This is a genomic window from Cohnella fermenti (assembly GCF_004801405.1).
Classification (GTDB): domain Bacteria; phylum Bacillota; class Bacilli; order Paenibacillales; family Paenibacillaceae; genus Cohnella; species Cohnella fermenti.
Map to the genome: position 1 here is coordinate 88,082 of NZ_SSOB01000002.1, position 14,870 is coordinate 102,951.

Annotated in this window: 11 protein-coding genes and 1 riboswitch; of the genes, 1 reads left to right on the top strand and 10 read right to left on the bottom strand. The window is 60.0% G+C overall.

From position 1 onward, the window contains the following. Positions 1-6: 6 nt before the first annotated feature. The 7 genes from E6C55_RS02020 to E6C55_RS02050 all read right to left on the bottom strand — a co-directional run bounded on the left by E6C55_RS02020 (position 7) and on the right by E6C55_RS02050 (position 9,787). Positions 7-1,188 (bottom strand): response regulator, encoded by a 1,182-nt coding sequence (locus E6C55_RS02020; RefSeq protein ID WP_136368109.1) that lies wholly within the window; start codon positions 1,186-1,188, stop codon positions 7-9. Continuing rightward, entirely contained in the window at positions 1,185-2,975 is a 1,791-nt protein-coding gene (locus E6C55_RS02025) for a cache domain-containing sensor histidine kinase (RefSeq protein WP_136368110.1), read from the bottom strand. Before E6C55_RS02025 ends, E6C55_RS02020 begins: the two co-directional genes overlap by 4 nt. A 10-nt stretch (positions 2,976-2,985) precedes the next feature. Next, a complete protein-coding gene (locus E6C55_RS02030; protein ID WP_136368111.1) occupies positions 2,986-3,867 on the bottom strand; it encodes a carbohydrate ABC transporter permease in 882 nt (293 codons plus the stop codon). A 21-nt stretch (positions 3,868-3,888) separates the two neighbouring features. Further along, positions 3,889-4,791: a carbohydrate ABC transporter permease gene (locus tag E6C55_RS02035; protein WP_136368112.1), complete on the bottom strand. Its 903-nt coding sequence runs from the start codon at positions 4,789-4,791 to the stop codon at positions 3,889-3,891. A gap of 80 nt (positions 4,792-4,871) precedes the next feature. After that, positions 4,872-6,248, bottom strand: a complete 1,377-nt coding sequence (locus E6C55_RS02040; RefSeq protein ID WP_230986477.1) for an extracellular solute-binding protein — start codon at positions 6,246-6,248, stop codon at positions 4,872-4,874. Between the two features lie 394 nt (positions 6,249-6,642). After that, the gene (locus E6C55_RS02045; protein ID WP_136368114.1) at positions 6,643-8,076 is read right to left on the bottom strand and encodes an NAD(P)/FAD-dependent oxidoreductase; all 1,434 of its coding nucleotides are present in this window, start codon (positions 8,074-8,076) and stop codon (positions 6,643-6,645) included. Between the two features lie 98 nt (positions 8,077-8,174). Next, positions 8,175-8,274: riboswitch (purine riboswitch) on the bottom strand. Between the two features lie 178 nt (positions 8,275-8,452). Further along, positions 8,453-9,787 carry a uracil-xanthine permease family protein gene (locus E6C55_RS02050; protein WP_136368115.1) on the bottom strand — a complete coding sequence of 445 codons (1,335 nt, stop codon included), beginning with the start codon at positions 9,785-9,787 and terminating at the stop codon, positions 8,453-8,455. Positions 9,788-9,964: 177 nt separating this feature from the next. On the opposite strand from E6C55_RS02050, the gene E6C55_RS02055 reads away from it, so the two are divergent. Next, positions 9,965-10,960 carry an aromatic ring-hydroxylating dioxygenase subunit alpha gene (locus tag E6C55_RS02055; protein ID WP_230986478.1) on the top strand — a complete coding sequence of 332 codons (996 nt, stop codon included), beginning with the start codon at positions 9,965-9,967 and terminating at the stop codon, positions 10,958-10,960. Positions 10,961-11,465: 505 nt separating this feature from the next. On the opposite strand, the gene E6C55_RS02060 is transcribed toward E6C55_RS02055, so the two are convergent. The 3 genes from E6C55_RS02060 to E6C55_RS02070 are packed head-to-tail and all read right to left on the bottom strand — an operon-like array spanning position 11,466 to position 14,750. Continuing rightward, positions 11,466-12,329: a transglutaminase family protein gene (locus E6C55_RS02060; RefSeq protein WP_136368116.1), complete on the bottom strand. Its 864-nt coding sequence runs from the start codon at positions 12,327-12,329 to the stop codon at positions 11,466-11,468. Continuing rightward, on the bottom strand, positions 12,326-13,279 hold the full coding sequence (locus E6C55_RS02065; protein WP_136368117.1) for an alpha-E domain-containing protein: 954 nt from the start codon (positions 13,277-13,279) through the stop codon (positions 12,326-12,328). Before E6C55_RS02065 ends, E6C55_RS02060 begins: the two co-directional genes overlap by 4 nt. Positions 13,280-13,292: 13 nt before the next feature. Continuing rightward, positions 13,293-14,750, bottom strand: coding sequence for a circularly permuted type 2 ATP-grasp protein (locus E6C55_RS02070; RefSeq protein ID WP_136368118.1), 1,458 nt, complete (start codon positions 14,748-14,750; stop codon positions 13,293-13,295). Positions 14,751-14,870: the final 120 nt, after the last annotated feature.

Sequence of the window (14,870 nt, forward strand, 5' to 3'; positions counted from 1 at the left end):
CGCCGCTCATCCCCGGCCCGCCGCCTCCACCTCGTGCTGCCGGTACTCCGAAGGGGTGAAGCCGGTCTTCTTGCGGAAAATCTGCGAGAAGTGCCTGACGTCCGGATAACCGACCCGTTCGCTGATGTCGCCCACCTTCAGCTCGGATTCGCGCAGCAGCTCCATCGCGCGTTCGAGTCGAAGCTGCGTGACGTATTCCTTGAAGCCGTGGCCCGTCTTCTGCTTGAACAACTGGCTGAAGTACACCGAGTTCAGGAAGACGATCGACGCGACCTTCTCCAGCGACAGCTCCGACGCAAGGTGCGCATGGATGTACTGCAGCGCGACTTCGACCGCCTTCTCCCCGCCGCTCGCGTAGTGGTCGTACAACTGCGACTCGCTTGTGCGCCGCATCGCCTGCACCTCGCCCGGCACGGTCGCCATGTCGGTGAGCCGCTCGCTGTGCAGCACCTGGAACGGAACCTTCAGATACCGCTTCAGATGCGTCCGAAGCTGCTCGATCAGCTTCGCAAGCCGCCCTTCCTCGCTCAGCGTCACAAGCCCGAGCAGGCTTCGCGCGTCGGCGTTCGCCACGAATCCCCGGCCCGCCGAATCGATCAGCTCCGATAGCACGTTCTCCACGATGAAGTGCTCCAGCCGCAGATCCGCGTCGCTCTCCAGCTTGACCAGAATCAGGTGGAAGTGCGGGTGGCTGCCGGTGAACGCCGTCAGGTCGAGGTTGCCCAGATCGAGCCCGGACGCCCAGCGCGCGAACACCGCCTCGCGCAGATACTTCAGGTTCGTCTTCAGAAGCTGCGCCTCGTTCGTCCGCTCGTTCTCCCGCTCGAGCTCCTCGCCCAGCTCGCGAAGCTTCTCGATCAGAATCTCCTTGCCGATCGGCTTGAGCAGGTAATCCTTCGCCCCCAGCCGCACCGCCTCCTTGGCGTAGGCGAACTCGGAGTACGCCGAGATGACGACCCATCTTACGTGCGCATGCCTTGCGCGCGACATCTCCATCAGCTCGAGCCCGGTCATTCCGGGCATGAGCACGTCGGTCAGAACGAGGTCGATCCGCTGCGCCTTCAGCAGGTCGACCGCCTCCTCCGGACTGGAGGCCAGATAGACGCGATGCTGCGGATAGGCCTTGCGGATCGTCCGTTCGATTCCGTCGCGAATGATGCTCTCGTCGTCAACCACGAGGATGTTCATGAGGCGTTCCCTCCTCTGCTCTCGATCGGGAACGAGGCGATGACCGTCGTCCCCCGTCCCGGCTCGCTATCGATACTCAATCCGTACGCTTCCCCGAACAGGAGGCGAATCCGGCGGTGCACGTTCTGAAGGCCGATGCCAAGCCGCTCTTCGTTATCCATGCCGCGATCCCGGGACGACATATCCTTCCCAAGCGAGTTCCGCAGCTTCGCCAGCGTCTCCGCATCCATCCCGACCCCGTCGTCCTGCACCACGATCTCAAGTCTGCCGTCGGTCTCCCGGGAATAGACGCGCAGCAGCCCTTCGCGATTCAACGGCTCCAGTCCGTACTTCACCGCATTCTCGATGATCGGCTGCAGAATCATTTTCGGAACCTTCGTGTCCAGCCATTGCTCCTCCACCTCGATGCTTGTGCGAACGCGCCCCTTCAGCCTCGTCTCGATAATCGTCAGGTAATGGCCGAGCTGCTCCAGCTCGGTCCGCAGCGTCGTGCGGGACGCTTCCTCCCAATCGCTGCTGAAGCGGAGAATTCGCGACAACGACAGAATGACCTTGCCGAGCCGGTCGTTCTCGCGCTCGTCCAGCATCCAATAGATCATGTCCAGCGTGTTGAACAGGAAGTGCGGGTTGACCTGCGACTGCAGCGCCTGAAGCTGCGCGTTCTTCTCGCTGATCGATGCCAGCTTGATGCGCTCGATCAAGTCGTCCATCTGCTCCACCATCCGGTTGAACGAGCTGACAAGAACGTTCAATTCGTGGTAGGAATGAACGTGAACCCGCCCCTTGAAGTTGCCCAGCTCCACCTGCTTCATCTGCTGAATCAACCGCTTGAACGGCGAGGAGAACGAACGGGAGACAAGCGTCGCCAGCACGGTCGCCGCAATGACCAGGACCAGAATGACGGTGAGCAGGAACTGCTGCGTCTGCTTGAGCTCCAGATTCAGCTCCCGGTTCGGCGTCACGCCGATGACCGTCCAGTCGGCCGTGCTGATCCGGGCGGCGGTCACCATGGCGCCCTCATGCTCGCGCACAAGCACCTCGCCGATCTTGAGCGGGCCCGGCCAATCGTCCGGCAGGCTCGCCGCGTTCTCGTCCTGCTGCGTGCGGATAATCTCCTGGCCGGCCGAGTCGCGGATGATGACGTTGCTTCCCGGCGCCAGGCTGGCGTTGCGAAGCGCGGAGACGATCGCCCCGGCGTCCGTCTCGATCAGAACGACGCCGACCGGCTTCAGCGTGCTCAGCTCGAACACCTGGCGGCCAAAAGCAAAAACAGGCCGGTCGATTCCCGCGCTCATCAGAGACTTCGGGTATACGCCCAACCACTTCATCTCGCCCGTCGATTGCATAAGCTCCTCGAACCAGGTCTGGCCCGAATAGTCGTGCGCCGCCGCCCCGATCGACAGGTCGAAGCTGAACACCTTGCCGGAGTTCGTCACGACGTGAATCCCGATAATGTCGTTGCGGGAATAGAAGATCGCCCCGAGAATATCGGTAATGCGGCGCTCCAGATTGACCGCCTCGACGCCGCCGGCCGCTTCCGTCTGAAGCAGCTTCATCAGCTCGTTGTTGCTGTTGAGCGACTTGGTGACGCTGTCGTACCCCTTCAGCATCAAGTCGAACAAGCCGACGGTTTGCGAGATGTTTTTCTCCGCGACGACTCCGACCTTGTCCCTGACCTGCTCGGTTGCCCTCTGGTAATACACGAAGCTGACGATAAGAAGCAAGCCGAGCAAGCTGAACAGGAAGATCAGGAACAAGCGTCCGTGGATGGACTGGAATCTCTTCATTAGCGTACGATCACCCTTTGACGGCTCCGGCCACCATGCCTTTGGTTATTTTCTCGGCGAGCAGGAAGTAGATAAGAATAACCGGAAGAGCTCCGAGCACCAGGAACGCGCCGATTGCCCCATAGTTGACGGAGAACTGGCTGACGAAGCTGTTGACCCCGAACGGGAGCGTCTTGAGGCTCTCCTTGGAGATGAAGGTCGCGGCCAGCACGTATTCGTTCCAGATGTTGATGAAGGTCAGGATGCACACCGTCATGATCGGCGGCACCGAGACCGGCAGCACGATGCTGCGGAAGATTCGGAGCACTCCCGCTCCGTCAATAATAGCAGATTCCTCGATCTCCGTCGGAATCGTCTTCATGAAGCCGCTCATGATAAACACCGCGATCGGCGTCTGGAAGGCGATATACGGAAGAATCAGGCTGAGTCTCGTATTCAGGATGTCCAGATGGCTGAACATGACCATGATCGGCAGCAGCGTCGCTTGCAGCGGAATCATCATCCCGAGCAGGAACAGCAGCATGACGTATTGGCTGTACTTCCAGCGGAATCGCGTGATGGCGAACGCGGCGAGCGACGCCAGAACGATGACGCACACCATCGTGATCGTCGTCACGAGCAGGCTGTTCGTCAAGTAATCCCAATACTTCCCGCCGCCGAAGGCGCTCTTGTAATTGACCCATTGAACGGCCTTCGGCAGAGCGAAGAAGCTTCCGGACAGAATCTCTTCGTTCGTCTTCAAGGAATAGATGAGCAGCCAGAGCAGCGGGTACAGCTGCGTGACGAGCAGAATGCCGAAGAGGGTGAAGACAAGCGTCTTGACGATGGGCAGCGGCCGCTTGGCGGCTTGGGCGGCGGGCTTCGCGCTGGGCAGGCTGACGGATCGGTTCATCGGCGGAGCGCCTCCTTCTCTCTATGAGTATCGTTTCTCTAACCGGTTGAAAATAAAGTTGATGAGCACGGTAACGATCAAGCACATAGCGACGAGGAACGTTCCCACCGCGCTTCCGTACCCGTACTTCTGGGACAGGAAGCTCATGTTGTACATGTGCATGGCCACGACGTCCGTCGCGTGGGCAGGGCCTCCGCCCGTCATGACCATAATCAGGTCGAACGACTGGAGCGAGCCGATGAACGACAGGACAAACGAGATTTTGAAGATCGGTACGATCATGGGCAGCGTAATATATCGATCGGCCTTGAAGCCATCGGCGCCGTCGATCTTGGCGGCTTCGTAGATGTCGGCCGGGATGTTCTGAATTCCGGTGAACTGGATAAGCAGGTGATAGCCGAGGTATTGCCACAGGCCGACGACGATAACGGCGTAGATCGCGACCTTCGGATCGGTCAGCCAGTTATGCGTCCACGAATGAAGCCCGACCTTGTCGAGAATCTGATTGATCATGCCTCCTTGGGAGGCCGGGTTGTAGATCGTCTTCCAGAGCTGCCCGATGACGACGACGGACAGAATGACGGGCAGGAAGTAGCTCGATACGAGGAAGTTCGCCTTGCGGGTATAGCGGCCGATCAGAATCGCCACCAGCAGCGCGAGCGGCAACTGGATCAGCATGGAGAAGCCCGCCAGCAGGAACGTGCGGCGCACGGCCGGCCAGAACACGGAATCGCCCGTGAACATGCGATGGTAGTTGTCGAAGCCGATGTACTTGGCCATGCCGAGCGGAACGATCCCGTTCCATTGGAACAGGGACGTATAGGCGGACACGCCGATCGGCACGAACACCAGGCCGATGTAGATAATGAGACACGGGAGCACGAACGCCGCAATCGTCCAGTTGGATACCTTCAACACTTTCAAGGCTTACGCCTCCTTCTGCTTCTTCCCGAGGATGACGAAAGAGGAGCGCGGCGCGCCCCCTTCCGTCAAGCTGGCGGGAATTATTGTTTGTTGTCCTCGTAAGCCTGCTGGTGTTCCTTCGCTACCGCGGAAGGATCGGTGTCCGGCTTCACGAACAGGTTCTGAATGCTGGACAGGTGGACTTGCGACGTGGCCGGATTCATCGTGTTGTCAAAGCTCAGATCGCCGCCGTTGACGCTCGTGAACAGGTCCATGACCGTGATCGACATGTCGGAGTAGCCGGCAGCCTTGAAGTCGCCTTCCACCTTCTGCGCCAGACCGACCGCGCCCTTCAGGCCGAACAACTCCTTCGGATAGTTCAGCATGAAGTAGTTCAGGAAGTCGAGCGTCTCGGTCAGATGCTTGCTGTTCTTGGACACCGCGAACGCCGAGCCCGGAGCGAGCATGTATTGGTTCGGGTCGCCCTTGCCGTTAACGGTCGGGAACTTGAAGACGCCGACATTGGCGTCCTTGCTGACATCGGACGTCTCGATGCCGCCGGTTGCCCAGGAGCCCATGAAGTACATGGCCGACTTGCCCGTCTTGAACAGGTTCTCGCCCGCGTTGTAGTCGAAGGACGTCGCGCCGTCCTGGAACGCGCCTGCCTTGACGAGGTCTTCGAACGCTTGAACCGCCTCGAGGAAGGCCGGATCTTCGAACGTCGTCTTGCCGTCCGTCACGTCCTGCAGGAAGCCCGGCCCGTACGTGCGGAGCAGGATGTTCATGAACAGGAAGGAGCCGGTCCAGGAATCCTTCTCGCCGATTGCGAGCGGGGTGATGCCCTTGGCCTTAAGCGTCTTGACGTCGGCGATGAGCTCCTCGAACGTCGACGGCGGGTTCGCGATGCCGGCTTGCTGGAACAGCTCCTTGTTGTAGTACAGGATGGCGATGTTGTTGCCGTCCGGAAGCGCGTACAGATTGCCGTTGAACGTATACGGATCGAGGATGCCGGTCTGGAACGTGTCGGCGAGGCCATTCTGCTGCACCATGTCGTTCAGCGGAGCGAACAGGTCGGCATCGACGAACGGCTGCATCTGCGCCTTCGGGTTGACGATCGTGATGTCCGGAACTTCCTTGGACGCCGCCTGCGTCTTCAGCTTCAGCTTCTGTTGGTCGGTGTTCAAGGAGTCGAGCTCGATGTGGACGTTCGGATGAGCCGTCTCGTAATCGCTTACGATCTTATGGAGCATCTGGTACTTCGGATCGGAAGAGTCCGGGTAAATATTCTGGAACGTAATCGTGACCTTCTCGCCGGAGCTCTGGGACGCCGCTGCCGAAGAGGCAGGTGCGGAGGAAGCCGGTTCGGAGCCCGAAGCGTTCTTGTTGTTATTATTGTCGGAGGACCCGCAAGCCGACAGGCTCGCTGCGAGCAAGCCCGCTGCCGTTACGACGCCAAGCACTTTTTTCCCGTTTGTCAATTCGTTTACCCCCTTCAGGTTGTCTACGGGCTTCATTATGCTCTCTTTGGCAGCTCCGAACAATTCAGTTAATTAGGGGGCGATGTTTGTTTTTTTAAGGTGCGGGGGCTGAGCGGAAAAAGCGGAGGGTTGCGAAGTTTTATGCGATTTTTCGCATTCGTCGGCTTGGATCGGGAGACAATCGGGATGTTTTATGCGGTTTTTAGCATTTATGCGGCAGGTCGAGCCGGAATTTTCTCTATGTATGCTATTTTTCGCATATAATCGCCCAATCGGGCCATTATCGGGCTGCGCCAATGTGAATTTTCGCATAAAATCCCGGCAACGAGCGGCGGCGGCGGCGGGTTCACGCACAAAAACAGCCCTGCGGGCAAGCCGCAGAGCCGCATTCCGACTAGCTTATCTTCTCCGCAATGGCCCTGGCGATCCAGACGCCGGCTGCGCCCGCCTGCGCGAGGCCGCGGGTGACGCCCGCTCCGTCGCCGCCGCAGTAGAGGCCGGCGATCTCGGTCTCGAGCTTCTCCGTCAGCTGCGGGCGGGCCGAGTAGAACTTCGCTTCGACGCCATAGAACAGCGTGTGCTCGGAGGCGATGCCCGGCGTCACCTTCTCGAGCGCCTCGACCATCTCGATCAGGCTCTTCATCGTGACGTACGGCAGCACGAGCCCGAGGTCGCCCGGCACCGCCTCCTTCAGCGTCGGCTCGAGGAAGCCTTCCTTGATCCGCGCCTCGGTGGAGCGGCGGCCGCGAAGAATGTCCCCGTACTTCTGAACGATGACGCCCCCGCTCGACAGATCGTTCGCGCGCTTGCAGATCTCGCGGGCGTACTCGTTCGGCTTGTCGAACGGCTCCGTGAACTTGTGCGAGACGAGCAGCGCGAAGTTCGTGTTGCTTGAGCCGAGCGCCGGGTCCTTGAATGCGTGCCCGTTCGCCGCCATGACGCCGCTGTGGTTCTCGACGACGACGTGGCCCGACGGGTTGCTGCAGAACGTTCGCACCCGCGTGCCGACCGACGTGTTGAAGATGAACTTGCCCTCGTAGAGGTGCTCGTTGATCTCCCGCATGACGACATCGGACGTCTCGACGCGGACGCCGACGTCCACCTGGTTGTTGTACATCTTCAGGCGGCGCCTCTTCAGCACCTCCGTCAGCCAGGCCGAGCCGTCCCGTCCGGGAGCGATCACCACGGTGTCCGCCTCGAGCTCTTCCCCGTTCTTCAGCCGAATGCCGGTCGTCTTGTGTTTCCCGTCTATTCTCACCGTGAGCAGATCGTCGACCTCCGTCTTGAACCGCATCTCGACCCGGGTGCCCAGATAGTCCGAGATGGACTTCATGATCTCCAGGTTCTGCTCGGTACCGAGGTGGCGAACCTGCGCCCGCAGCAGCTTCAGCCCCGCCGCGTACGCCTTCCGCTCGATGCCGCGCACCGTGTCCGTCGTCGGATCGGTGATGCTCGGGGTCGCTCCGTGCTCCAGATTGACCTCGTCCACGTACTTGATCAGCGAGAGCACCTGCGAAGGAGGCAGATAATCGGTCAGCCAGCCTCCGAACTCGGTCGTGATGTTGAACTTGCCGTCGCTGTACGCTCCGGCGCCGCCGAAGCCGGCCGTGATCGAGCACGCGGGCAGACAGCCGGCGAACTCCTTCTTGCCTGCCGCAGGAGGACACAGCTTGATCTTCTCCTCCAGAATGGGGCAACTGCGGCGGCGAATGTCATGCCCCTTGTCCACGAGCAGCACCTTGAGTCCGGGGGCCTTGCGGGTAAGCTCGTAACAGGTGAAAATCCCGGCCGGGCCGGCACCGACAACGATGACGTCATAACGATTCATGAGTGGTCAGCCTCCTGTGATAAGGGCATCTGTGCCCGAGTGCCGCCGCCGGCCGCAGGATAAACAAAAAAATCCCCGACCGCGAGCGAGTGTGGGAGTCGGAATCCCACATTCGTCGTAGTCGGGAATTTGCGGTTCCCGGTAGAAACTCTCAGCCCGTATCGCCGAGGATATACGAATGAATGTGAATGTTCGCCTTGGAGCGCGGCAACGTGCCGGTTCCGCCTGGCGCACTTCACATGCTACTGCATAAATCCGTACGCGTCAAGCGGGCATTCGCCTAAACATTCGATTTTTACAATGATAATCCTTATCAATCCGTTGGCACCATGCAGAAAAACGGGCAAATCCGAACATTAGATCGGGAGCACCGCGGTTATCCTTCGGAATTCCGTTCCTTGCCCTTCGGAATGACCAGGTTGAGAACAAGCGCGGCGATTGCCCCGACGGCCGTGCCCGAGGACAGAATGTAGTTCACGATATCCGGAAGGGTGTACAGCACATCCGACGGGAATACCGTCAGGCCGAGCGTCAGCGCGATCGGAATGCCCACAATCATCATGTTGCGGTCGTCGATCTTGAGCGGCTGGATGACCTTCATGCCGTTCATTAGAATAGCGACACAGACAATGGCGAAAATACCGTTGATGACCGGTTCCGGGATACAGGTGATGAGCACGGACAGCTTCGGCAGAAGACCCAGGGCGAGCAGAATGACCCCCCCGGCCATAATCGCCATGCGGCTGGCGACGCCCGTCACGGCAATGAGGCCCGCGTTCGAGGAGTAGCCCGTCATCGGCGAGCCGCCGAAGATCGAGCCGGCGAAGCAGCCGATGCCTTCGCCGAATGCGCCGCGATTCAGCCGCTTCTCGGTCAGCTCGCTGCCGGTTACGGAGGAGACGACGAACCAGGTGCCGGTTGTCTCGATCAGGACGATCAGGTAAACGACGGCCATCGTCAGCACGGCGCTCAGGTCGAAGGTCGGCGTTCCGAACGGGAACAGCTTGGGCAGCTTCACCCAGCTCGCATCCTTGACCGGCGAGAAGTCGACCGTCCCGTAGAAGGAAGCTACGAGCGTGCCGATCACAATCGCGAAGATGACGGAGAGGAGGCGGAACAGCGTTCCTCCGCGCTTCAGCTTGTTGCCCAGCAGCATGCAGACGACGAGCACGGCGGCGGAGACGCCCGCAACCGTCACGTTATGCCCGAGATTGCCGGGAGACGTGAAGATGCTGTTCATTGCCGACGGAATGAGCGTGACGCCGACAACCATAATAACGGTGCCGCCGACGACCGGAGGAATGACCTTGCGAACGGCTTTGGCGAACCACTTCAGCGGCAAGCCGAGAATCGCGATCAGCAGAGCGCCCGGCAGCAGGCTGCCCGTCATCGCGGCCAGGCCGAGCTTGTTGCCGATGGCGGCCATCGCTCCGATCGGAATATAAGAAGGGCCCTGGACAACCGGAAGACGCAGGAAGATGCCTGTCTGGATCAGCGTTCCGATCCCCGTGGCCAGGAAGCACATCTGGATGAAGAACGAGGTGTCGCCGCCGCTTAAGCCGAGCAGACCGGCGATGATGATGGGGGCGATGTACAGGTCCATGGCCAGCACGTGCTGGAGTCCGAGCAAGAAAGCTTTGCCTGTGCCGATCTTGTCGTCGACTCCGACCAATAATCCGTTGCTTTGCGCTGTTGTCTGTTGCTGCTGCATGATGCTCGTTGGAGGCCTCCTCATGTTGGGGGTGATTCGAGTAGCGACCGTTTGATTATAGTGTACTTTTGGTGAAAAGTATAGATTTTTACGGACGTTTGATTGTAAACTGTAACTAAATGTTCGCATTTAACGTTCAAACAACATGTGACGACAACATGGAAAAGAGGATATTCGATGACGACAACTATGACCGCTGCCTCCCTCGATCCGGTACTCGCGAATGACTGGATCGTCGCCTGCCGCTCGTCCGATCTGCGGGACCGACCGATTCCGATCGTCATCCTGCGCGAGAGACTCGTTCTGTTCCGGACGGAGGAAGGCGTTCATGCCTTCTCCGACCTGTGCGTCCACCGCGGAGCCGCTCTGTCGCTCGGCTGCGTCCGGGAAGGCCGACTCGTATGCCCTTATCACGAATGGGAATACAGCACGGACGGCGCCTGCGCCAAGATTCCCCAGCTTCCGGCCAGCCAGGCGATCCCGCTCAAAGCCCGCGCCAGGACATTCGCCTGCGTCGAACGCTACGGGCTCGTCTGGGTGAACCTCGCGGGGAATGAGCCTCCTCTCGTAACCTACCCCGAAGACGACGATTCTACTTTCCGCAACGTCATCTGGGGGCCGCAAGAGGTGAACGCCAATCCGCCGCGCATCGTCGAGAACTTCCTCGACGTCGGCCACCTCGCCTTCATCCACCAAGGCTATCTCGGCATGCCCGATCACGCGGAGATCGGGGATTACCGCATGGTTGAAGAAGAAGACGGCATCCGCTCCGAGGAGATCGCGGTGTTCCAGCCCGATCCCGACGGCTCCGGGCAAGCGAAGAACGTCTACTACACGTACAAGATTCTCAGGCCGCTCACCGTCCGCTTCACGAAGCGCGACCGCGAGCTCGGCAACCTGATGACGATCCTGCTGACCGTCCGTCCCGTCGACGAAGGCAAGTCGGTTGCCTACGGCATCCTCTCCTTCAACTACGACACGGGCACAACCGACGAGGAGATCGTCGAGTTCCAGGACATGATCTTCGCGCAGGACAAGCCGATCGTCGAGAACCAGAAGCCGGAGAACCTGCCGCTCGACCTGCAGGCCGAGCTGTCGCTCCGCTGCGACCGCGTCAGCATCGCCTATCGCCAATACCTGAAGAAGCTGGGCGTCGCCCTGGGCACGGCTTAACTGTCGGGCTGCTCGGGCGGCACTGGCTTCTCCGGCGGCACTGGCTTCTCCGGCGGCGCTGGTTGCTCGGGCTGCTCGGGTGGCGTCGGCACCGTCGGTTCCTCCGGCTGCTCGAGCCCGGCGAGCCCCGTGCGGGGCCAGTCGAGTCCAGCCTGCGCCCCTGCGGGTCGTTCGATCCCCTGCCGAGTCGTTCTCCCCCCCGCGAGCCCGGCGACCTGCGCGATTTTATGTGGTTTTTCACATTCAGCAGCCTCGATTCCCAATGAATCGAGGCATTTTATGCGGTTTTTCGCATAAATAAGGGCCGTTCCGCGTGGAACAGCCCTCATGAATGTGGTTTTTCGCATAGAATCGTTCAAACTGCCCGTTATGGGGCCGCGCCAATGTGATTTTTCACATATATCCCGGCATTCTGCGGCATCGACGGCTTGATCGGCTCCAGCAGCTTCAGCCGTTCCATCGGCCTCATCGGCTCCATGCGCCTCACCGGCCGAGCCTGCCCTGCCTACCCCGTCACCCGCTGGACGTCCACATGGACGCTCAGCGTCTGCACGCCGGTGCCGCGATAGACGCCCTTCACCGGGACGATGTCCAGATAGTCTCGCCCGTGGGCGAGCTTAACGTAGCGCCAATCGACGAGCCCGTTGTTCGTCGGATCGAAGCCCTGCCAGCCCATGCCGGGGACGTACACCTCCACCCACGCGTGCGATGCCTGCTCGAAGTCGGCATCCCGGCCCTGCAGGTCGCCGACGAAGTGGTAGCCGCTGACGTAGCGCGCCGCCACCCCCTTGATCCGGCAGACGGACAGCAGCAGGTGCGCGAAGTCCTGGCACACGCCCGCGCCGAGGCCGATAAGCTCGTCCGAAGTCGTATGCACTCCGGTCGAGAGCGGCTTGTACTCGAAGTCGTTGAAGATCCGTTCGCAGGCGCTCTTCACGAACGCGAACACCCCGCCTTCTTCCCCTTCGATGCTCAGCGCGAAGTTGACCACGCTCGGGTGGAAGGACGCGTATACGGTCGGGAGCAAGTACTCCGCGTTCGCATTGATGAATTCCTCGCTCTTCACCTTGTTCCACGAAGCGACAGGGTCTCCCTCGAGCCCCTTCTTCATCTCCGAGTCCCGAGTGACGACCGTCGAGCGCGACGTGATCACGAGCTCGCGGTGCGGGTCGTTCGCCGTGAACGAATAGACGCGGTTGCCGAAGTAGTCCTCGTAGGACATAAGCGAGACGTTCGGCTCGATTGTAAGCTGGTGCTGGTAGCAGGCTTGGCGTTCGTCGGTCCTCGGGGCGAGCCGGAGCTCATTGACACTGTCCGTCACCGGGTCCGCGTAATAGTATCTCGTAACGTGGCTGATCTCCAATCTCACGCGATGACCTCCCTCCCGTGGGGAAAGAAAAAGGTCTTCGCCATCGATTCGCCCAGCAGGTTGTTCGTCGCCAGCAGTTGCTGAAGCACGCTTCCCAGCGAGCTGAACGTAATGTCCTGGCGCTCCAGCCAGCTCAGCTCCGAGCGGGCCTTGCTCGCCTGGCGAATGATCTTCTCGAGCGAGCTCCCCGAACGATCGGACTTCGAGCGCATCGCCTTCATGTTCGATTCGAAGGAAGCGAGCGCGAAGTGGGCGGAGCGCGGGAACGTCTCCTGCAGCAGCAGGAACGACGCCACCTCTTCCATGCTCAGCTCGTCGATGCCAAGGCGCCGGTACGCCTCGTAGCCGCCGACCGACTTCAGCACCGCCAGCAGGTAAGAGTACGAGGATTGTCCCTTCTCCTCCACGGTCTGGCAGACGGAATCGAGCAGGCGCACAATATTCTCGGAGCGTTCCAGATAACGTCCGCTCTCCAGCATGCACCACGATTCGTCCCTCATGGCGATGGAGACGAGCGTGCCCTGGAAGGCGGCAAGCCCTTCCTTGACCCTCTCGAAGAACCGATGGGGCTCGGCGAGAACTTCCCCGATCGTCATCTGGCGCAGCCACAGGTAGAAGCTGTTGAACAGATTCCACAGCTCCGAGGGAAGCTGCTCGCGAATCTTCTTCAGATTATCCCGCGCCTGGATGACGCAGGTGAGCAGGGAGTTCGTCTGCTCGGTGTCCAAGAGGAGGAATTGCAGCGCGCTGCGTTCGTTGAATTCGCCGTAGCGCTCAAGGTATGCGGAGCTATCGCCGATCGCTCCCGAGATTCTGCGCCATACCCCTTCGTCGGGTCCGATCGAATCCTCGCGAATATGATAATACACGTCGATCAATCTTGCATGATTCTCCGCCCGCTCCGTATATCGGCCAATCCAGAACAGGGACTCCGCAGCCCGATCCAGCATGGCTCTCCCTCCTTTATCTCGTCAATACCCACGTGTCCTTGCAGCCGCCGCCCTGCGACGAGTTGACGACAAGCGAGCCTTCCTTCATCGCGACCCGCGTCAGGCCGCCCGGAAGGACGTGCACGTTGCGCCCGTTCATCAGCGCGAACACGCGAAGATCGATATGCCTTGAGCTCATTCGGCCGTCCAGGCAGATCGGCGCCGTCGACAACTGAATGGTCGGCTGCGCGATATAGTTGTCCGGGTTCTCCCGGATCTTCTCGGCGAACCGCATTCTCTCCTGCTCGGTCGACGAAGGCCCGATCAGCATCCCGTAGCCGCCGGACAGAGACGTCTCCTTCACCACCATCTGATCGAGTCTCTCCAGCACGTATTCGCGCTCTTCCGGACGGCTCATCAGATAAGTAGGCACGTTCGAGAGAATCGGCGACTCGTTCAGGTAGTAGCGGATCATATCCGGCACGAACGAATAGATCGCCTTGTCGTCGGCCACTCCCGTTCCCGGAGCATTCGCAATCGCGACGTTGCCGAACCGGTACGCGTTCATCAGTCCCGCGACCCCAAGCATCGAGTCGGGGCGGAACGCCAACGGGTCCAGATAGTCGTCGTCGATCCTGCGGTAGATGACATCGACCTTCTTCAGTCCGCTTAAGCCGCGAATGTAGATCTTGTTGTCCCGGCAGACGAGGTCCCGTCCTTCGACGAGCTCGAGACCCATCTGCTGGGCGAGGAAGGTATGCTCGAAGTAGGCGGAATTGAAGCTGCCCGGCGTCAGCAAGGCGATCACGGGATCGGCCTTGTCTCCGGGAGCCAGGTTGCGCAGGGCAGCCCGGAAAGCGCTGAGCGAATGATCGATTCCACGCACTGAATGCGAGAAGTACAGCTCGGGGAAGTCGTGGGTCATGATCGAACGGCTCTTATAGATGTAAGAGAAGCCCGACGGAGAACGCAGATTGTCTTCGAGAACGAAGTATTTGCCATGATCGTCGCGAATCAGATCGATTCCCGAAGCGTTCACGTAGACGCCCCCGGGCACGGACAATCTCATCATCTCGGTCCGGAAGTAACGGTTGCCCATGATCATCCGCCGGGGAATAAGGCCGTCCTTGAAGATGTTCTGCTCATGATAAACGTCTTGAAGGAAGAGATTCAAAGCTCGTACGCGTTGGCTCACCCCCTGCTCGATCGTGTCCCATTCCTCGCTCGGGATGATCCGGGGGACAAAATCGAACGGGATCGTGCGCTCAAGCGCGTCCGGCTGCTCGGATTGGGCAAGGGTGAACGTAATGCCTTCTTCGAGCAATCGGCGATTCATCGTACTCTGCCGGGCCGCACGCTCCTCGAAGCTTAACCGCGACAGGATGGATTGGACCTTCGCGTAGTGAGGGCGTACGGAGTTGCCATCGAACATCTCGTCGTAGAAATGGGATGGCGAAGGAGATTTGGACGTAATGGCGTTCCATAATTCCATTCGGAGCGGCTCCTCTTTGCTCGGATAGGGAGGAGAGAAGCCTTTCCTCCTTTCACGCGGGTTTCCGATACCCCGATCCGTGCGCACGGTGAGGATTGGTATTAGTAGATATCATATGCC